This window comes from Microbacterium longlingense (assembly GCF_058349825.2).
Genome location: NZ_JBYRJA020000012.1, coordinates 61,078 through 79,749 on the forward strand (window position 1 = coordinate 61,078; position 18,672 = coordinate 79,749).

The window sequence follows — 18,672 nt, forward strand, 5'->3', positions numbered from 1 at the left end:
GCGGGGCCGATCCCTAGCGTCGAAGACATGCAGATCACGACCACCGACATGGGCCTCGCCGCCCGCGTGCAGCACCTGTCCAAGACCTACGGCGCCGGGGAGGGGACGGTGCGCGCCCTCGACGATGTGAGCGTCGGCATCCGCACCGGCCAGTTCACCGCCATCATGGGGCCCTCCGGCTCCGGCAAGTCGACCCTCATGCACATCATGGCAGGACTCGACGCCCCCACCGCCGGTCAGGCATGGATCGGCGATACCGACATCACCGGCATGAGCGACAGCGCCCTCACCGTCCTGCGCCGCCGACGGGTCGGGTTCATCTTCCAGGCCTTCAACCTGATCCCCACGCTCGACGTGCTCGGCAACATCCTGCTGCCGTTCGAGCTCGACGGCCGTCGCCCGTCGGCGATCCAGCGCGCCCGCATCGACGGACTCGTCGAGAGCCTCGGCCTCGGTCCCCGCCTGCGGCATCGTCCGCACCAGCTCTCCGGCGGACAGCAGCAGCGTGTCGCGATCGCCCGGGCGCTCGCCGGAGCGCCCGACCTCGTGTTCGCCGACGAGCCGACCGGCAACCTCGACTCCGCGACCGGACGCGACGTGCTGCGGCTCCTCGCCGACGCGAGCCGGGAGCACGGCCAGTCGATCGCGATGGTCACCCACGACGCCATCGCCGCCTCCTACGCCGACCGGGTGCTTTTCCTCGGTGACGGCCGCATCGTCGCAGACAAGCCCCGCCAGAGCGCGGAGGAGATCGCGGCGTACATGCTCGCGGCGGAGGTGGCGGCATGATCACGGCGAGCGACGAGGCCCGCGCCGCGAACGGCGGACGGCTCGCCTGGCTGCGCGAGCGGGGCATGGGGGCCAGCATCCTGGTCGCTGCGCTCTCGACGGCCTTCGGCGTGATCCTCGTGCAGACCACCGCTTACATCGACGCCTACTTCCGTGCGACCTTCCTCGGCGACAGCGGGACGTTCGCGGTGATCGCCGCCGTCCTCTCGGTGCTGCTCACCGCGGTCGCGCTCTATGTCGCGGCGATCGTGACGGCCAACACCTTCTCGACGATCATCGCCGGCAACACCCGCCGCATCGCTCTGCTGCGGCTCATCGGAGCCTCGGCGCGGAGGCAGCGCGCAGAGGTCGCCGGCCAGGGCCTCCTGGTGGGTGTCATCGGGGCGGCGGCGGGTGTCGCCGTCGGCCTGGGTGCGAGCGGGATCGGCGTCGGGATCGGCGAGCGCATGCTGCCGGGTGCGCCGGAGGCGTTCGCGCTGCTCCGGTGGCCGCTGTTCCTCCCCGCCGTCGGGGTGGTCCTGACGACGTGGGCTGCGGCGTGGATCGGATCCCGCCGGGTGCTCGCCGTCACGCCCCTGCAGGCGCTGGGCGGCGCGGTGGAGCGCACGCACGACGATGTCGCGGCACGCTCCGGCCGCCATGTCGGTGCGCTCGTCCTGCTCGGGATCGGTGCTGCGGTTCTCGTGCTCGGGATCATCGCCGGGCTGGCCAGTCCGCTCGGCGTGATCGTGGCGTTCCTTGGCGGTGTCCTGTCGTTCACCGGTGTGGCGCTCTCGGCGCCGCTGGTGCTGCCGCCGCTCCTGCGGCTCGTGGGCGGTGCGCTCGGGCGGAGCGCGACGGCGCGGATGGCGGCCGGCAATGCGCTGCGCCACCCGGAGCGTTCCGCGCGGATGGCGATCGGCGTGGTGATGGGCGTCGCCCTCGTGACGATGTTCGCCGTGGCGCTGGAGTCGGTCAAGACCCTTCTCATCGCGGCGTCCGACGGCGAGCTGCCGCCGGAGTTCGGGCCGATGATCGACGGGTTCGCGGCCATCATGATGATCCTGGTGGGCGTCTCCGCCGTGATCGCATCGGTCGGCCTGGTCAACCTCCTCACCATCGGAGTCGTGCAGCGGCGGCGTGAGCTGGGGCTGCTGCGTGCCATCGGCCTGTCCAACGCCCAGGTGCGCACGATGGTGCTGCTGGAGGCCGCGCACATCACGATCACCGCCACGATCGCGGGGCTGATCCTCGGGGTGTTCTACGGCTGGGCGGGTGCTCAATCGCTCCTCGGCTCCGTGCAGCTCGCCGCCGAGGGCGGCCCCGCCGGGATCGTGCTGCCCGATGTGCCCTGGCTGCCGGTGGCGATCATCGTCGCGGCGACGGCCCTGCTCACCCTCATCGCCGCGGTCACGCCGACGCGCCTGGCGACCAGGGTCGCGCCGGTCGAAGCCCTCGCGGCGGACTGAGGCCGCGCTCGCCCCGCTCGCACAGGTGCGCCATGCTCGCGCGGGCGGGCGAGGCAGCCGCACATGTGCGAGCGGGGCGAGCGCGGCACGGGGCGGGCATACTGGCGAAATGGCCATCTACACGCACGGGCATCACGAGTCGGTGCTGCGCTCGCACAGCAACCGCACCATCGCGAACGCCGCCGAGTACCTTCGTCCGCACCTCGCCGCGGCGCGGACGCTCCTCGACGTGGGGGCGGGGCCCGGCACCATCACGCTCGACTTCGCGGGCCACGTGGAGCGTGTCACGGCCACCGAGGTCGGGCAGGACGAGCTGGCCCTCGCCCAGCGGCTCGCCGGGAGCGCTGGCGTGACGAACATCGACTTCTCCGTCGAGGATGTGCACGCGCTGAGCTTCGCCGACGACTCCTTCGACATCGTCCACGCCCATCAGGTGCTCCAGCACGTGGGAGACCCGGTGCAGGCGCTGCGCGAGATGCGCCGTGTGGCCCGGCCGGGAGGCGTCGTCGCCGCACGCGACGCCGACTACGCGGGGTTCATCTGGTTCCCGCTCGTGCCGGAGCTCTACGCATGGCTGGAGCTGTACCGCGCCGCGGCGCTGGCCAACGGCGGGCAGCCGGATGCCGGGCGTCGCCTGCTGTCGTGGGCGCGCGCGGCCGGCTTCACCGATGTCACCGCCACAGCGTCGACCTGGTGCTACGCGTCGCCGGAGGAGCGTGCCTGGTGGGGCGGGATGTGGGCGGATCGCATCGTCGAATCCGCGCTGGCCCGGCAGGCGGTGGACCAGGGGCTGGCCGACACCGCGACGCTCCGTCGTCTGAGCGACGGCTGGCGGCGCTGGGCCGACGCCGACGACGGCTGGTACCTGGTGCCCCACGGCGAGATTCTCTGCCGGGTCTGAGGACGACGGCCCCGGGCGCTGGCCCGGGGTCCTGACCGGATCCGCGGCGTCGCGCAGACCCGGTGCTGTCAGCGCGGGGTCTGCGCCGAGAGCCGCACGTCGACCGTGATCTCGCGGCGCGACCATTCGAACCGGTGGCGCGGGTCGTATGACCGCGAACAGGTCGCACACGATGTCGCCCTGGTGGGGCGCCGATGCCGGTACACGACGTGCCCGGCCGGGCACCGCCCCACCCAGGGAGCCAGCTCGGTCGCCGTCTCGCCGCGGTGGGTCGTGCCTCCGACGTAGCCGAGCGTCCGAGCGATGCGCTTCCACTCAGGGCCGTGTGCGGCAGCGTGGCCCGCGAGGGCGTGCGCGACCTCATGCAGCAGCACCTGATGGATCTCGTCGTCCTCGAAGCGCGCGGCCAGGTACCGGGATACCGTGATGCGCCGCCGTCCGTAATCGCATTGTCCGGCCCGCCGTTTGGCGTTGTCGTAGCCGAACGTCCAACTCTCGTCCAGGTGCAGACGGATGAGTGCATCCGCCCAAACCTGCACGCGGTTCAGATCCGCCATGCGGGAAGCCTAGATCATCCCGCCGACAACGTCAGCCGACGAGCTGTGCCGCCCCGCGGTGGCGCTCGATCGTCTCCAGCGCGAGCAGGAGCGGTTCGAGAGCGCGGTCGTCGCCGCCGGCCTCGCGGCGCATGAACAGCGCGCGCGTGAAAGCCTCGCGGGCCTCGTCGAACTCCGCGGCCTCGAACGCGTTGCGTCCGCGGTGGTGGTGCGCGAAAGCCGCGATCGACGTCCAGCCCTGCCCCTCCGCCTCCGTCGCACAGACGGCGAGCTCCTGCGACGCCGCAGCGTGCGCACCGCGGTACTGCAGCACGGTGGCGTGCAGGATGCGGGCGCGCAGCAGGTCCTGGCGCGTGCCGGCCATGCGCGCGACGCGCACGGTCTCCTCGGCGAGCACGAGGGCGTCGTCGACGCGTTCGAGCACCTTCAGCAGCCAGACGCGCTCCATCAGCGCCGGCAGGCTCCGCTGCTCGCCGATCTCCTCCAGGCGCGCCCGGCACGGGGCCGGGTCGACGACCTCTCGCAGCGTCTCGGCGTCATAACCCTGGATGTAGGCCACGTCTTGTCTCCCCGTCACGAGCGTCTTACGGTTCCGGTCCAGTCTGGCCGACGGGCCGCTGGATCGGCGTCCGGCACGCCCGCGTTGCCAGACCTCGGTCGTGAACGGGCGCCGGCTGCGCCGAGTCACCAGGGTTTTCAGGTGCTCGCCGGCGGCGAGCACCTGAAAACCCTGGTGACTCGGCGGGGGCGGGGGCGCGTCAGCGCAGGAACAGCGACGCATCGGGCCGCGGGGAGGCCACGGCGTCGGCGTCGGTCACGATCCGGGCGTCACGGCAGAACGCCGCGACCTCCGCTCCCTGCGCCACCTTCGCCGGGTGAGGGCCGGCCGCCATGAGCCGCGGCAGCCACGCGGTGGGCAGCGGCGTGGCCGATGCGGCGACCACGAGGTTGCCGAAGCGGCGCCCCCGGAGCACCTGGGTCTCTGCCAGGAGCGCGACGTGCTCCAGCACCGTGCCGATGGTGGCCACCTGGCGCCGCGCGAATGCCAGCCCCGGCCCGTCGGCGACGTTGACCAGCAGCACCCCGCCGGGTGCGAGGATCGCAGCCAGCTCGCGGTAGAACTCCACGCTGGTCAGGTGCGCGGGGGTCTGGGCCCCCGAGTAGACGTCGGAGACGAGGAGGTCGACAGCGCCGCGCACCCCGGTCGGCAGCCGGCGCACCCCCTCGCGGGCGTCGCCGATCCGCGTGCGGATCGCCGCTCCCCGGGGGAGCGGCAGGTGGGCGCGCACCAGGTCGACGAGGGCCTGCTCGAGCTCGATCACCTGCTGACGGGAGCCGGGACGGGTGGCCTCGACGTAGCGCGGGATCGTCATCGCGCCGGCGCCCAGGTGCACGGCGGTGAGCGGGGCGCCCTCGTCGCCGAGCTGGTCGATCACCGCGCCCATCCGGGTGACGTACTCGAAGTGCAGGTGGGTGGGGTCGGCGGTGTCCACGTGGGACTGCGGGGTGTCGTCGACGACGAGCTCGAAGCCGCCGCCGAACTCGCTCGGAATGATCCGCGCGATCGCCCCGGACGCCAGCCGCGCCTGCGCCTGCGGTGCCTCGGCTCCCCGTGATCGTCCCACCCCGCCACCCTATGGCTCCGCACCGTCGGTCGCGTCCCGTTGCGCGGGGGTCCGCCCCTCTCTTCCCGGCGCGATATATCGCACCGAATGAAGAAGGTCAAGGATTGTACTGGACATGTCGCGAATCTGTGGCTATAGTGGGTAGTTGCGCTTCGCCTCCCATGCCCTCATATGGTGGTCGGCATTCGCCTGCACGCCGGATCTGTACGGCGCGCAGGCCCGGGTCCACAGGTCGCGCGTCCCTAGACGACAGAGGAATCAACAAGCCCGCCCGGGCTTACGGAGGTTATTCCCTTGGCTGCTGCTCGCAACGCATCCACCCCCACCACCCCCCAGAACGGACGCGGAGCATCCCGCCTCTCGTTCGCCAAGATCTCCGACACGCTGACGGTGCCTGACCTGCTGGCCCTGCAGACCGAGTCGTTCGACTGGCTCGTCGGCAACGAGACCTGGAAGGCCCGCGTCGCCGAGGCCAAGAAGGCCGGCCGCAAGGACGTCAGCGAGGTCAGCGGCCTCGAGGAGATCTTCGAGGAGATCTCGCCGATCGAAGACCTCAGCGAGACGATGCAGCTGAGCTTCACCAACCCCTACCTCGAGCCCGAGAAGTACTCGATCGACGAGTGCAAGGAGCGCGGCAAGACCTATGCCGCCCCGCTGTACGTCGAGGCCGAGTTCATGAACCACCAGACCGGTGAGATCAAGACCCAGACGGTCTTCATGGGCGACTTCCCGCTCCAGACCGCCAAGGGCACGTTCATCATCAACGGCACGGAGCGTGTCGTCGTCTCGCAGCTGGTGCGCTCGCCGGGCGTCTACTTCGACAAGACCCCGGACAAGACCAGTGACAAGGACATCGTCTCGGCGCGCGTCATCCCGAGCCGCGGCGCCTGGCTCGAGTTCGAGATCGACAAGCGTGACCAGGTCGGTGTGCGTATCGACCGCAAGCGCAAGCAGTCCGTCACCGTCTTCCTCAAGGCCCTCGGCCTGTCCAGCGAAGAGATCCTGGCGGAGTTCGCCGGCTTCCCCTCGATCGAGGAGACCCTCGCGAAGGACACCATCCTCACCAAGGAAGACGCCCTCCGCGACATCTACCGCAAGCTGCGTCCGGGTGAGCAGGTCGCCGCAGAGGCTGCCCGCGCGCTGCTGGACAACTTCTACTTCAACCCGAAGCGCTACGACCTCGCCAAGGTCGGCCGCTACAAGATCAACCAGAAGCTGGGCCTCGACACCCCGCTGACCGAGTCGGTGCTCACCGTCAAGGACATCGTCGAGACCATCAAGTACATGGTGCGTCTGCACGCGGGCGTCGAGACCTTCGAGGGCGTTCGCGGCGGCAAGAAGGCGGAGATCCGCCTGGCCACCGACGACATCGACAACTTCGGCAACCGTCGCATCCGCGCGGTCGGCGAGCTCATCCAGAACCAGGTCCGCACCGGTCTGTCGCGCATGGAGCGCGTGGTGCGCGAACGCATGACCACGCAGGACATCGAGGCGATCACCCCGCAGACCCTGATCAACGTGCGCCCCGTCGTGGCGGCGATCAAGGAGTTCTTCGGCACCTCGCAGCTGTCGCAGTTCATGGATCAGAACAACCCGCTCGCGGGCCTGACCCACAAGCGCCGCCTCTCGGCCCTGGGCCCCGGTGGCCTGAGCCGTGACCGTGCCGGCGTCGAGGTGCGCGACGTGCACCCCTCGCACTACGGCCGCATGTGCCCGATCGAGACCCCGGAAGGCCCGAACATCGGCCTGATCGGCTCGCTCGCGACCTTTGCGCGCATCAACTCCTTCGGCTTCATCGAGACGCCGTACCGTCGCGTCGTCGACGGCGTCGTCACGGAGCAGATCGACTACCTCACGGCCACCGAGGAGACCGACTTCACGGTCGCCCAGGCCAACGCGCCCCTCAACGCCGACGGCACCTTCGAGCAGGACCGCGTCCTGGCCCGCCACAGCAACGGCGAGGTCGACCTCTTCCTTCCGGACGAGATCAACTACATGGACGTCTCGCCGCGCCAGATGGTGTCGGTGGCGACCTCGCTCGTGCCGTTCCTTGAGCACGACGACGCGCAGCGCGCCCTGATGGGCGCCAACATGCAGCGTCAGGCGGTGCCGCTGCTGCGCAGCGACTCCCCGCTGGTCGGAACCGGTATGGAGGGCTACGCCGCGATCGACGCCGGCGACGTCATCATCGCGGACAAGCCCGGTGTGATCGGCGAGGTCTCGGCAGACCGCGTCGTGGTCATCCTCGACGAGGGCGGCACGCAGGAGTACTACCTGCGCAAGTTCGACCGCTCCAACCAGGGCACCAGCTACAACCAGCGCGTGATCGTCTCGGCGGGCGACCGCATCGAGACCGGTGAGGTCATCGCCGACGGCCCCGCGACCGAGAACGGCGAGCTCGCGCTCGGCAAGAACCTGCTCGTGGCGTTCATGACCTGGGAGGGTCACAACTTCGAGGACGCGATCATCCTCAGCCAGGAGCTCGTGAAGGACGACACCCTCTCCTCGATCCACATCGAGGAGTACGAGGTCGACGCCCGCGACACCAAGCTCGGCAAGGAGGAGATCACCCGTGACCTCCCCAACGTCAGCCCCGAGCTGCTGAAGGACCTCGACGAGCGCGGCATCATCCGCATCGGCGCCGAGGTGCGCCCCGGCGACATCCTCGTCGGCAAGGTCACGCCGAAGGGCGAGACCGAGCTGAGCGCCGAGGAGCGTCTGCTGCGCGCGATCTTCAACGAGAAGAGCCGCGAGGTGCGCGACACGTCGCTCAAGGTTCCCCACGGTGAGCAGGGCACGATCATCGCGGTCAAGGAGTTCAACGCCGAGGACGGCGACGACGAGCTGGGCTCCGGCGTCAACCGTCGCGTGGTGGTCTACATCGCCCAGAAGCGCAAGATCACCGAGGGTGACAAGCTCGCCGGCCGTCACGGCAACAAGGGCGTCATCGCGAAGATCCTTCCGGTCGAGGACATGCCCTTCCTCTCCGACGGCACCCCGGTCGACGTGGTGCTCAACCCGCTCGGCATCCCTGGTCGCATGAACTTCGGCCAGGTGCTGGAGACCCACCTCGGGTGGATCGCCAAGCAGGGCTGGAAGGTCGAGGGCGAGCCGGAGTGGGCCGTGCACCTGCCGGAGGACGCCCGCGAGGCTGCCCCGGGCACCAAGGTCGCGACCCCGGTGTTCGACGGGGCGCACGAGGCGGAGATCTCGGGTCTTCTCGACTCCACGCTGCCCACCCGCGACGGTGAGCGCCTGATCGACTCCTCGGGCAAGACGACCCTGTTCGACGGCCGCAGCGGCGAGCCGTTCCCCGGGCCGATCTCGGTGGGCTACATGTACATCCTGAAGCTGCACCACCTCGTCGACGACAAGATCCACGCGCGCTCGACCGGTCCGTACTCGATGATCACCCAGCAGCCGCTGGGTGGTAAGGCGCAGTTCGGCGGCCAGCGCTTCGGTGAGATGGAGGTGTGGGCCCTCGAGGCGTACGGCGCCGCCTACGCCCTCCAGGAGCTGCTCACCGTCAAGTCCGACGACATCCTTGGCCGCGTCAAGGTGTACGAGGCGATCGTCAAGGGCGAGAACATCCCGGAGCCGGGCATCCCGGAGTCCTTCAAGGTGCTCATGAAGGAGATGCAGTCGCTCTGCCTGAACGTCGAGGTGCTCTCGGCCGACGGCACGGCGGTCAACCTCCGCGACACCGACGACGAGGCCTTCCGTGCGGCCGAGGAGCTGGGGATCAACATCTCCAGCCGCTTCGAGTCCGCCTCGATCGACGAGATCTGAGCCAGAACCGATTCGACGGGCGCGAGCGCACAGCCGCGGCCCGCATCATCAGGATTTTTTGAGACACAGGAGAATCAGTGCTCGACGCAACTACGTTCGATGAGCTTCGCATCGGTCTGGCCACCGCCGACGACATCCGCCGTTGGTCCTATGGCGAGGTCAAGAAGCCCGAGACCATCAACTACCGCACGCTGAAGCCGGAGAAGGACGGCCTCTTCGGCGAGCAGATCTTCGGGCCCTCCCGCGACTGGGAGTGCGCCTGCGGCAAGTACAAGCGCGTCCGCTTCAAGGGCATCGTGTGTGAGCGATGCGGTGTCGAGGTCACCAAGAGCTCGGTCCGCCGTGAGCGCATGGGCCACATCGAGCTGGCCGCTCCCGTCACCCACATCTGGTACTTCAAGGGCGTGCCCTCGCGCCTCGGGTACCTGCTGGACATGGCGCCGAAGGACCTCGAGAAGGTCATCTACTTCGCCGCGTACATGGTCATCTCGGTCGACGAGGAGGCGCGTCACCGCGACCTCGCGACCCAGGAGAGCAACATCCGCCTGGAGCTGAAGACGCTCGCAGATCGTCGCGACGCGAAGATCGCCGAGCGCCTCGCGCGCCTGGAGGAGGAGCTCGCCGCTCTCGAGGCGGACGACGCCAAGGCCGACCTGAAGAAGAAGGCCAAGGACGCCGCCGAGAAGGAGATGTCGCAGATCCGCAAGGGCGCAGACGAGGCGATCGCTCGCCTCGAGCGCGTGTGGGAGGACTTCCGCACCCTCGAGGTCGGTGCGCTGCGCCCGGAGGACGATGTCTTCCACGAGCTGCAGGACCGCTTCGGGCAGTACTTCGAGGCCTACATGGGCGCCGAGGCGATCCAGCGTCGCCTGGCGGCCTTCGACCTGAAGGCCGAGGCCGAGAGCCTCCGCCTGCAGATCTCCGAGGGCAAGGGCCAGCGCAAGATCCGTGCGATCAAGCGCCTCAAGGTCGTCTCGTCGTTCCTGGAGACCGGCATGAGCCCGGCCGCCATGGTCCTCGACGTCGTGCCGGTGATCCCGCCGGAGCTGCGCCCGATGGTGCAGCTCGACGGTGGCCGTTTCGCGACAAGCGACCTGAACGACCTGTACCGTCGCGTGATCAACCGCAACAACCGTCTCCGTCGCCTGATCGACCTCGGTGCCCCCGAGATCATCGTCAACAACGAGAAGCGGATGCTGCAGGAGGCCGTCGACGCGCTGTTCGACAACGGCCGCCGCGGTCGCCCCGTCACCGGCACCGGCAACCGGGCGCTGAAGTCGCTGTCCGACATGCTCAAGGGCAAGCAGGGCCGCTTCCGTCAGAACCTGCTCGGAAAGCGTGTCGACTACTCCGGCCGTTCGGTCATCGTCGTCGGTCCGCAGCTCAAGCTGCACCAGTGCGGCCTGCCCAAGCAGATGGCGCTGGAGCTGTTCAAGCCCTTCGTGATCAAGCGCCTGATCGACCTCGGCCACTCGCAGAACATCAAGGCCGCCAAGCGTGCTGTCGAGCGTACGCGTCCCGAGGTCTGGGACGTGCTCGAGGAGATCATCCGCGAGCGCCCTGTGCTGCTCAACCGCGCTCCCACGCTGCACCGTCTGGGCATCCAGGCGTTCGAGCCGCAGCTCGTCGAGGGCAAGGCGATCCAGCTCCACCCGCTGGTGTGCACCGCCTTCAACGCGGACTTCGACGGTGACCAGATGGCCGTGCACCTTCCGCTTTCCGCGGAGGCGCAGGCCGAGGCCCGCATCCTGATGCTGGCGTCGAACAACATCCTGAAGCCGTCGGACGGCCGCCCGGTGACCCTGCCCTCGCAGGACATGATCATCGGTCTCCACCACCTGACCACGGTCAAGGAGGGCGCGACGGGCGAGGGACGTGCGTTCGGCTCGGTCTCCGAGGCCATCCTCGCTCGTGAGGAGGGCACGCTCGACCTGCAGGCGAAGGTCCGCATCCGCATCCCGGGGCTGACCTTCCTCGAGGGCGAGGCCCCCGACGGCTACGAGCGTCACGGTCTCGTGGACGCCTCGCTCGGTCAGGCGATCTTCAACGACACCCTGCCGAAGGGCTACCCCTTCGTGCGCGGCGTCGCCGACAAGGGCAAGCTGAGCCAGATCGTCAACAAGCTCGCCGAGGAGTACCCGAAGGTCGAGACGGCGGCGACGCTGGACCGCATCAAGGACGCCGGCTTCTACTGGGCCACCCGTTCGGGTGTCACCGTGGCGCTGAGCGACATCCTCACCCCGCCGAACAAGGCCGAGATCGTCGCCGGCTACGAGAAGCAGGCCGCGAAGGTCCAGTCGCAGTACGAGAAGGGTCTCACCACCGACGCCGAGCGTCGTCAGGAGCTCATCAAGATCTGGACGGAGGCCACCGACGAGGTGCAGGCCGCGATGCGCGCCCACTTCCCGGAGGACAACACCATCAACCGCATGGTGTCGTCTGGTGCTCGTGGTAACTGGCTGCAGATCCGCAACATCGCGGGTATGCGAGGCCTGGTGAACAACCCGAAGGGTGAGATCATCCCGCGCCCGATCATCTCCTCGTACCGCGAGGGGCTGTCGGTGGCGGAGTACTTCATCGCGACGCACGGTACCCGTAAGGGTCTGGCGGACACCGCTCTGCGTACCGCGGACTCCGGCTACCTGACCCGTCGTCTCGTGGACGTCTCGCAGGATGTCATCATCCGCGAGGAGGACTGCGGCACGTCGAAGGGTCTCGAGCTGCCGATCGCCGCTCCCGACTACACCGGAAAGCTGGTGCGCGACGCCAACGTCGAGAACTCGGTGTTCGCCCGCACGCTCGCATCCGACGTGGTCAACGAGGCCGGTGAGGTGCTCGCGACCGCCGGTGAGGACGTCGGTGACGTGCTCATCGACAAGCTCGTCGGCCTGGGTGTGGAGACCATCAAGGTGCGCTCCGTGCTCACCTGCGACTCCGCCGTGGGTGTGTGCGCGCAGTGCTACGGCCGTTCGCTCGCGACCGGCAAGACCGTGGACATCGGCGAAGCCGTCGGCATCATCGCCGCCCAGTCGATCGGTGAGCCCGGTACGCAGCTGACGATGCGTACCTTCCACACCGGTGGCTCGGCATCGGCCGACGACATCACACAGGGTCTGCCGCGTGTGCAGGAGCTCTTCGAGGCGCGCACCCCGAAGGGTGCCTCCCCGATCGCTGAGGCCGACGGCCGCATCACGATCGACGAGACCGAGAAGGCGAAGAAGGTCATCCTGACGCCCGACAACGGCGACGAGCCCGTCGTCTACCCGGTGCTGAAGCGTGCGACTCTCCTCGTCGAGGACGGCCAGCACGTCACGGTCGGCCAGCCCCTGCAGGTCGGCACGCTCGACCCCAAGGAGGTCATGCGTGTCATGGGTGCCCGCGAGGTGCAGAAGTACCTCGTCGGCGGCGTGCAGGGCGTGTACCGCTCGCAGGGTGTGCCGATCCACGACAAGCACATCGAGGTCATCGTCCGTCAGATGCTGCGCAAGGTCACCGTGGTGGACCACGCTGACACCACGCTGCTGCCGGGCGAGCTCGTCGACCTCAAGCGCTACCAGGCGATCAACCGCGAGGCTGTCGCCGAGGGCAAGCGCCCGGCGTCGGGTCGTCCGGAGCTGATGGGTATCACGAAGGCGTCGCTCGCGACCGAGTCGTGGCTGTCGGCGGCCTCCTTCCAGGAGACCACCCGGGTGCTCACGCAGGCCGCGATGGAGGGCAAGAGCGACCCGCTGGTCGGCCTCAAGGAGAACGTCATCATCGGAAAGCTCATCCCCGCGGGGACGGGCCTCAACAAGTACCGCGACATCACCGTCGAGGCAACAGAAGAGGCCAAGAGCGAGCGCTACCCGAACCGGATCTTCGCATCCGACGGGGCGTACGCCGAGGGTGACTTCGACTACGTCGACTTCGACGCGTTCTCGACCGACGACATCGCACCGGGCACCTACAGCTGAGCGCTGTGATCGCCTGACCGTGACGGTCGACCGGAGGCCCCGGGGGTTCACCCCCGGGGCCTCCGGTGTTTCCGGAGCGGCGCGGTGCCCCGATCTGCGTACCGTGCCCCGATCTGCACACCGGGTGCCTGATTCCCTCCGCAGATCGGGGCACCGTACGCAGATCGGGGCACCGGCGGATCGCCGGGCCGCCCGTCGGCGGGTGCGGCAGCCGTCGCGATGCGCCAGAATCGGAGGATGCCGACGAGCCCCGTTTCCCCCGTGCCCGGCGTCGTGGTGATCGGCGACGCGCTGATCGATGAGCTGCGTCTGCCCGGCGGCGTCCACGAGCTCATCGGGGGTGCGGCGCTGAACGTCGCCGTCGGGCTGGCACGGCTCGGCGTCGCCGCGACGCTGATCGCGATGGTCGGCGATGACGAGCCCGGCGCGCGCATCCGCTCCTATCTCAGCGACTTCGGTGTTCGCCTGATCGCGAGCCCCGCGCCGCTCGGATCCTCCCGTGCGCTCGTGACGCGATCGGCGTCGGGGGAGCCGACGTACACCTTCAACGATGCTGCCCGGCAGCGCAGCATCCGCTACGGAGACGAGGCCAGGCGGGCGATCGATGCGGCCGGGCTGGTGGCGGTGAGCTGCTTCCCCTTCGACGAGCCGGACGAGGTCGCGGCCCTCGTGGACGCCGTCGGCGATGCCGTCCTGGCGATCGACCCCAATCCGCGGGCGGGGATGATGCGCGATCATGACGAGTTCGTACGCGGTTTCGAGCGCGTGGCGGCGCGGGCGGCCCTGGTCAAGGTCGGCGCGGACGATGCCGCATTCCTCTCGGGCGGAGACCTCGAGGCGCTGCGCCGTCGGCTGCGCGAGCTCGGGGCGGGCGCCGTCCTCGCCACTGCCGGTGCGGATGGGGCGGTGCTCGATGTCGCAGCGGGCGTCGTCGCACGCCCGATCGCCTCGCTTCCGGGTCGCGTGGTCGACACGGTGGGTGCGGGCGATGCGACCCTCGCCGCGCTGGTGGCCGGGCTCGCAGCGGGTGCGCCGGCGGATCTCGATGCGTGGTCGGTGATCCTGGATCGCGCGATGGCCGTGGCCGCTGCGACCTGTCGTTTCGAGGGCGGCCTGCTGCACACGCCAGAGTCCCTCACCCGCCCCCTCTCCACCTAGCCCTCCCGCGTCGCGGCGGCCGCCCTCGAAACGACCGGGCGCGGGGTGCTCGATTTCTGAATGGTCGCGATTTTGACTAGACTAGGTACTCGCGCCTCCGGTCGACTGGAAAAGCTGGGTGGGGGCGCACATGGCGAGTTACCCAAGCGGCCAAAGGGATCTGACTGTAAATCAGCCGTCTTCGACTTCGGGGGTTCGAATCCCTCACTCGCCACCACCAGTGGGCCCCGACTTACCTCGTGAAAACAGGGTTGTCGGGGCCCTCTTCTGTACTGCGGCGTCAGCCCACATCACCGTCGACGTAGCGCCAGTCACGGCCCTCGCGCACGAAGCGGCTGCGCTCGCGCAGCGCGCCGCGGCCGTCGGCGTCCTCGTATCGGGCGACGAAGGTCACCGTGCCCTCGCGGTCGAACGGGCCGCCGGCGGTGCGGTCGAGGATCGACAGGCGCAGCCAGCGCGTTTCCGGATCGAGCGAGAGCTCTGCCGGGCGGGTGCGCGGATGCCACGACCGGCGCAGATGGTCGATGTCGCCGAGGACGAAGGCCGTGTAGCGCGAGCGCATGAGGCGCTCGGCGGTCGGGGCTGGCCGGCCGGCCAGGATCGGCCCGCAGCACGCGTCGAAAGTGTCACCGCTTCCGCACGGGCATCGGGTCTCGCTCATCACCCCATCCTCGCAGGCCGCGCAGGACGGAGCCGGCCGCATCTCCCGCTGATAGCATCCGACGGGATGCCGTGACGGTCGCACCCGCATCCACCCGCATCCCGTCGGCCGTGTGAGGGAGACCATGACCAACGCATTCGAGAACGGACTCCGCCGCGGTGATCTGGTCCGCACCGTCGACATCACCACCCGGGGCGCGAAGTCCGGCCTGCCCCGCCGCCTCGAGATCTGGATCTACGAGTTCGACGGGCGGCTGTTTCTCGCCGGATCGCCGGGCAAGCGCGACTGGTTCGCGAACCTGCTTGCCGACCCGCGCCTCACCGTGCACATCACCCAGGACGAGCCGGCAGAGGCCGCCGCGCGCGCCGTGCCTCTCGAGGCGGCGGATCGCGAACGGGTCATCATCGGCATCACAGACGGGCTCAACCGTTTGCAGCACCCGGCGCTGCCCTCCGCCGATCGCGCGGCGTGGCTGGCGGGCAGCCCGATCCTCGAGCTGGCGTTCGACGGCCCCGCCGCGGAGCACGTTACCGAGGCCTGAACGAGCAGCGAGCCGGACGATCACGCGGCGCTCTTCGTAGACTGGGGCGATGCGACCGCTCACCGAATCCGACATCCGGGCGGCGTTCGTCAACGCCGAGCCCGACGAGCTTCGTCTGCTCGCCCTTCCGCACGATTTCCTCCTGGTCGATTGGGACTACCTCGACTTCTTCGCCTGGCGCGACCCCGCGCAGGGCAAGCGCGGATACGTGCTGCTCGAACGTCAGGGCGAGCTGGTGGGCGTCGTGCTGCGCGCGACAGACCCCGGTCGGACGCGCGCGGCGATGTGCAACATCTGTCACACGATGCAACCGGGAAACCAGGTGGTCATGGTCTCGGCCCGCAAGGCGGGAGACGCGGGGCGGAACGGCGCGAGCGTCGGCACGTATATGTGCGCCGATCTGACGTGTCATGACAACGTGCGCATCGCGCCGCCCCTGGCGCCCAACGAGGTGCGCGCCAGCGGCCAGGCCGACCTGCGCCTCGACGGCACGCACCGGCGCCTGCGCGGCTTCGTCGAGCAGGTGCTGGCTGACCACGACTCCAGCGCGCAGCAGAACAGGCAGACAGCATCAGAACAGGCCGGAGTCTGAGAAAACCGCTTGTTCTGGCGCCATCTGCCTGTTGTCGGGCTGTGGACGGCAACCAACGTCCACCGGAGACGGCCGCAGCCGCGTCTAAGCTGGCCCCTGGTACGACGGGGTGTCCCTGGCCCCGCGACACATCCCCGAGGAGCCTGCATGAACGACGCCATCCGCCTCAGCGTGAACGACGGTCTCGCCCGCATCACGTTGAACCGACCGAGCCGGCTCAACGCCTTCGACGAGCAGCTCGCCTACGCGTGGGCTGAGGCCACCGGCGAGGCCGTCGGTCGCGACGATGTGGGCGCGATCCTCATCGACGCCGCCGGACCCTCGTTCTGCGCGGGCGGCGATGTGGTGGCCATGGGCCAGACGATGTCGGGCGGGGGCCAGCTCACCGAGCTCGCCCGCGTGATCAATCAGGGCATCCGAAACCTGGTCGAGGCGCCCATCCCGGTCGTCGCCGCAGCGCACGGAACGACGGCGGGCGGCGGGCTGGGCATCATGCTCGCCAGCGACTACGCGGTGGTGGGGGCGAACTCGCGGCTCGGCAGCCTCTACGCCAACATCGGTCTCACCCCCGACCTCTCGGTCTCGGCGCACCTCGCTCGCGCGGTGGGGGAGCGCAGGGCGCTCCAGCTCGTGCTGCAGGATCGTCTCCTCACGGCGGACGAAGCCCGTCAGTGGGGCCTCGTCGCCGAGGTCGTCTCCGCTGCGGACGACGTCTCCGACGCCGGCGTGATCGCGGATGCGGTCCGCGCGCGCGGCGAGGAGATCGCACGCTTCTGGCTGGCGGGTGCTTTCGGTGCCTATGGCCAGGCGAAGCGTCTGCTGCGCTCGCAGCCGGCGCGCTCCTTCGCCGATCAGCTCGAGGAGGAGGCCCGCACGATCGGCGCGGCCTTCGACACCCCGCAGGCGCAGGCTCGGATCCAGGCTTTCGCGGCGGGAGCGGCGTCGAAGGGAAACTGACGCCGACTCCTCCTCCCCGTCCACGCATCGACAGGCCCGTGGACGCATCGACAGGGGTTGTCCCCAGCCCGGAGCTCTGACCGGCCGGGCTGATGGTCGTGCATGCGAGGATGGAGGCGAGCCCGCGCAACGCGAGCGGCGGAGAGGATCGTCATGACGGAGGCAAGGGCTGCCGCGAGACCGGAGCGGAGCACGCTCATCCGGGTTTCTCGCTGGGTCGAGATCGGGGCTCCTGTTTCCGCAGCGATCGTGAGCGTGGCGGGGGCGCTTCCACCCATGCTGCACCGCCGGCGACCCTTCGTCCCGGCCGTACCGGCGGTGGCACCGCGATGAGGGACGCAGACTCGGAGACGCCGGAGCTCGATGCGCTGCGCGACCTCGCTGAGACCATCGCCCGCGAAGCTGGCGACCTGGCGCGTCGTCGCCGTGCTGAGGGTGTGACCGTGGCCGCGTCGAAGTCGTCGATCGCCGACATCGTCACCGAGGCCGATCGTGAGGTGGAAGACCTCATCAAGGCCCGTCTGGCCGCGGCGCGGCCGGACGACGGATTCCTGGGGGAGGAGTCCGGCACAGCCGCCGGGTCGAGCGGGATCACCTGGGTCGTCGATCCGATCGATGGCACCGTGAACTACGCCGCCGGCATTCCCGCCTATTGCGTCAGTATCGCGGCGGTGCGGGGCGGTCCAGACCCGGATGCCTGGGACGCCCTCGTCGGCGTGGTCTATGCGCCGGTGCTGGGGGAGCTGTTCCGGGCGATGCGCGGGGGCGGCGCCGAGCTGAACGGTGAGAAGATCCGGGTGTCGGCAGAGACGCCGGCGGGTGCGCTGCTGGCCACCGGCTTCGGCTACGATCCTGCCACCCATGCGGGCGATCTGGCGACGGTGTCGCGGGTCATGCCGATGGCTCGCGATCTGCGTCGGATGGGCTCTGCGGCCATCGACCTGTCGTATGTGGCCGCCGGCCGGCTGGACGGGTATTTCGAGCGAGGGTTGCAGCCGTGGGACTTCGCTGCGGGCGCACTGCTCGTGGCGGAGGCCGGGGGGCGGTTCGAGCGCCCGGGTTCTCCCGGGGAGTCGCGCCGGATGGTGCTGGCGGGCGGACCGGCTGTTGTGGACCGCCTGGGCGGCCTCATCGGGGCCGTCGTCTGAGTGTGGATTCCGCCCACGGATCCCCGTCCCGGGGTGGGCTGGCCGGGCATGCCGACGGCGCGCCGAGAAGGGGTGGCGGCGCTACCGGCGCCCGCCTTGCTTCCGGCGCCGACGGGGCAGGTGACGGCCGACCCGGTGGTGCGAAGCCGGGTGGCTGCGGGGTCTCCTGACTCGACGCGACCATGATTTCCGCATCCCGTCGGAAGGGTGCTATTCTCGTCTGGTTGCCTGAAACGGCAGCCGCGCCCCGATAGCTCAGTGGCAGAGCACTTCCATGGTAAGGAAGGGGTCGTCAGTTCAATCCTGACTCGGGGCTCAGAAACACCGCAAGGTGATTCGCGGCAGGGTAGCTCAGTTGGTGAGAGCGCACGACTCATAATCGTGAGGTCGCGGGTTCAAGCCCCGCTCCTGCTACAGATCAAAACCCCCGGTTCTCCGGGGGTTTCGTCGTTTCGGCCACGTCATCTCCCGCGGCAGGGGGTTATCGGCAGAAAAGAGTGGATGGGGTTGGGCGTGTCAGTGTTCGCCGATCCAGCCTGAGCGGTGCCAGAGT

14 protein-coding genes and 3 tRNA genes are annotated in these 18,672 nt (G+C 69.5%); 13 read left to right on the top strand and 4 right to left on the bottom strand.

The window, feature by feature from the left end:
• Positions 1-27: 27 nt before the first annotated feature.
• The 3 genes from AC3RXY_RS14590 to AC3RXY_RS14600 all read left to right on the top strand — a co-directional run bounded on the left by AC3RXY_RS14590 (position 28) and on the right by AC3RXY_RS14600 (position 3,138).
• Positions 28-789: an ABC transporter ATP-binding protein gene (locus tag AC3RXY_RS14590; protein WP_491511643.1), complete on the top strand. Its 762-nt coding sequence runs from the start codon at positions 28-30 to the stop codon at positions 787-789.
• Positions 786-2,237 (top strand): ABC transporter permease, encoded by a 1,452-nt coding sequence (locus tag AC3RXY_RS14595; protein ID WP_491511644.1) that lies wholly within the window; start codon positions 786-788, stop codon positions 2,235-2,237. The genes AC3RXY_RS14590 and AC3RXY_RS14595 overlap by 4 nt, the downstream gene beginning before the upstream one ends.
• Before the next feature lie 109 nt (positions 2,238-2,346).
• On the top strand, positions 2,347-3,138 hold the full coding sequence (locus tag AC3RXY_RS14600; RefSeq protein ID WP_491511645.1) for a class I SAM-dependent methyltransferase: 792 nt from the start codon (positions 2,347-2,349) through the stop codon (positions 3,136-3,138).
• A 68-nt stretch (positions 3,139-3,206) separates the two neighbouring features.
• Here AC3RXY_RS14600 and AC3RXY_RS14605 read toward each other — a convergent pair whose 3' ends face one another.
• From AC3RXY_RS14605 to AC3RXY_RS14615, 3 genes are all read right to left on the bottom strand, one after another.
• The gene (locus AC3RXY_RS14605; protein WP_491511646.1) at positions 3,207-3,695 is read right to left on the bottom strand and encodes a SprT-like domain-containing protein; all 489 of its coding nucleotides are present in this window, start codon (positions 3,693-3,695) and stop codon (positions 3,207-3,209) included.
• A gap of 31 nt (positions 3,696-3,726) precedes the next feature.
• Positions 3,727-4,254, bottom strand: coding sequence for a hypothetical protein (locus AC3RXY_RS14610; protein ID WP_498224812.1), 528 nt, complete (start codon positions 4,252-4,254; stop codon positions 3,727-3,729).
• Positions 4,255-4,453: 199 nt separating this feature from the next.
• On the bottom strand, positions 4,454-5,320 hold the full coding sequence (locus AC3RXY_RS14615; RefSeq protein WP_491511648.1) for a spermidine synthase: 867 nt from the start codon (positions 5,318-5,320) through the stop codon (positions 4,454-4,456).
• A 294-nt stretch (positions 5,321-5,614) separates the two neighbouring features.
• On the opposite strand from AC3RXY_RS14615, the gene rpoB reads away from it, so the two are divergent.
• The 4 genes from rpoB to AC3RXY_RS14635 all read left to right on the top strand — a co-directional run bounded on the left by rpoB (position 5,615) and on the right by AC3RXY_RS14635 (position 14,437).
• Positions 5,615-9,109 carry a DNA-directed RNA polymerase subunit beta gene (gene rpoB, locus AC3RXY_RS14620; protein ID WP_491511649.1) on the top strand — a complete coding sequence of 1,165 codons (3,495 nt, stop codon included), beginning with the start codon at positions 5,615-5,617 and terminating at the stop codon, positions 9,107-9,109.
• 77 nt (positions 9,110-9,186) lie between these two features.
• Positions 9,187-13,062: a DNA-directed RNA polymerase subunit beta' gene (gene rpoC, locus AC3RXY_RS14625; protein ID WP_491511650.1), complete on the top strand. Its 3,876-nt coding sequence runs from the start codon at positions 9,187-9,189 to the stop codon at positions 13,060-13,062.
• Positions 13,063-13,299: 237 nt separating this feature from the next.
• The gene (locus AC3RXY_RS14630; RefSeq protein WP_491511651.1) at positions 13,300-14,220 is read left to right on the top strand and encodes a PfkB family carbohydrate kinase; all 921 of its coding nucleotides are present in this window, start codon (positions 13,300-13,302) and stop codon (positions 14,218-14,220) included.
• A 132-nt stretch (positions 14,221-14,352) separates the two neighbouring features.
• Positions 14,353-14,437, top strand: a tRNA-Tyr gene (locus tag AC3RXY_RS14635).
• Positions 14,438-14,500: 63 nt separating this feature from the next.
• On the opposite strand, the gene AC3RXY_RS14640 is transcribed toward AC3RXY_RS14635, so the two are convergent.
• Positions 14,501-14,881 carry a YchJ family protein gene (locus AC3RXY_RS14640; RefSeq protein ID WP_491511652.1) on the bottom strand — a complete coding sequence of 127 codons (381 nt, stop codon included), beginning with the start codon at positions 14,879-14,881 and terminating at the stop codon, positions 14,501-14,503.
• 124 nt (positions 14,882-15,005) lie between these two features.
• Between AC3RXY_RS14640 and AC3RXY_RS14645 the strand changes: the two genes are divergently transcribed.
• The 6 genes from AC3RXY_RS14645 to AC3RXY_RS14670 all read left to right on the top strand — a co-directional run bounded on the left by AC3RXY_RS14645 (position 15,006) and on the right by AC3RXY_RS14670 (position 18,533).
• Positions 15,006-15,422: a nitroreductase family deazaflavin-dependent oxidoreductase gene (locus AC3RXY_RS14645; RefSeq protein ID WP_491511653.1), complete on the top strand. Its 417-nt coding sequence runs from the start codon at positions 15,006-15,008 to the stop codon at positions 15,420-15,422.
• Between the two features lie 49 nt (positions 15,423-15,471).
• On the top strand, positions 15,472-16,014 hold the full coding sequence (locus tag AC3RXY_RS14650; RefSeq protein WP_491511654.1) for an FBP domain-containing protein: 543 nt from the start codon (positions 15,472-15,474) through the stop codon (positions 16,012-16,014).
• A gap of 147 nt (positions 16,015-16,161) precedes the next feature.
• Positions 16,162-16,971, top strand: coding sequence for an enoyl-CoA hydratase/isomerase family protein (locus AC3RXY_RS14655; protein WP_491511655.1), 810 nt, complete (start codon positions 16,162-16,164; stop codon positions 16,969-16,971).
• Between the two features lie 329 nt (positions 16,972-17,300).
• The gene (locus AC3RXY_RS14660) at positions 17,301-18,119 is read left to right on the top strand and encodes an inositol monophosphatase family protein (protein WP_491511656.1); all 819 of its coding nucleotides are present in this window, start codon (positions 17,301-17,303) and stop codon (positions 18,117-18,119) included.
• Positions 18,120-18,363: 244 nt separating this feature from the next.
• Positions 18,364-18,435, top strand: a tRNA-Thr gene (locus AC3RXY_RS14665).
• Between the two features lie 24 nt (positions 18,436-18,459).
• Positions 18,460-18,533 (top strand) — tRNA-Met (locus tag AC3RXY_RS14670).
• Positions 18,534-18,672 lie beyond the last annotated feature (139 nt).

Bases quoted from the DNA above. Each gene is read 5' to 3' on its own strand.
- AC3RXY_RS14655 (WP_491511655.1), top strand. From the start codon at position 16,162: ATGAACGACGCCATCCGCCTCAGCGTGAACGACGGTCTCGCCCGCATC.
- AC3RXY_RS14605 (WP_491511646.1), bottom strand. From the start codon at position 3,695: ATGGCGGATCTGAACCGCGTGCAGGTTTGGGCGGATGCACTCATCCGT.
- AC3RXY_RS14650 (WP_491511654.1), top strand. From the start codon at position 15,472: ATGCGACCGCTCACCGAATCCGACATCCGGGCGGCGTTCGTCAACGCC.
- AC3RXY_RS14600 (WP_491511645.1), top strand. From the start codon at position 2,347: ATGGCCATCTACACGCACGGGCATCACGAGTCGGTGCTGCGCTCGCAC.
- AC3RXY_RS14640 (WP_491511652.1), bottom strand. From the start codon at position 14,881: ATGAGCGAGACCCGATGCCCGTGCGGAAGCGGTGACACTTTCGACGCG.
- AC3RXY_RS14645 (WP_491511653.1), top strand. From the start codon at position 15,006: ATGACCAACGCATTCGAGAACGGACTCCGCCGCGGTGATCTGGTCCGC.
- AC3RXY_RS14595 (WP_491511644.1), top strand. From the start codon at position 786: ATGATCACGGCGAGCGACGAGGCCCGCGCCGCGAACGGCGGACGGCTC.
- AC3RXY_RS14660 (WP_491511656.1), top strand. From the start codon at position 17,301: ATGAGGGACGCAGACTCGGAGACGCCGGAGCTCGATGCGCTGCGCGAC.
- AC3RXY_RS14630 (WP_491511651.1), top strand. From the start codon at position 13,300: ATGCCGACGAGCCCCGTTTCCCCCGTGCCCGGCGTCGTGGTGATCGGC.
- AC3RXY_RS14590 (WP_491511643.1), top strand. From the start codon at position 28: ATGCAGATCACGACCACCGACATGGGCCTCGCCGCCCGCGTGCAGCAC.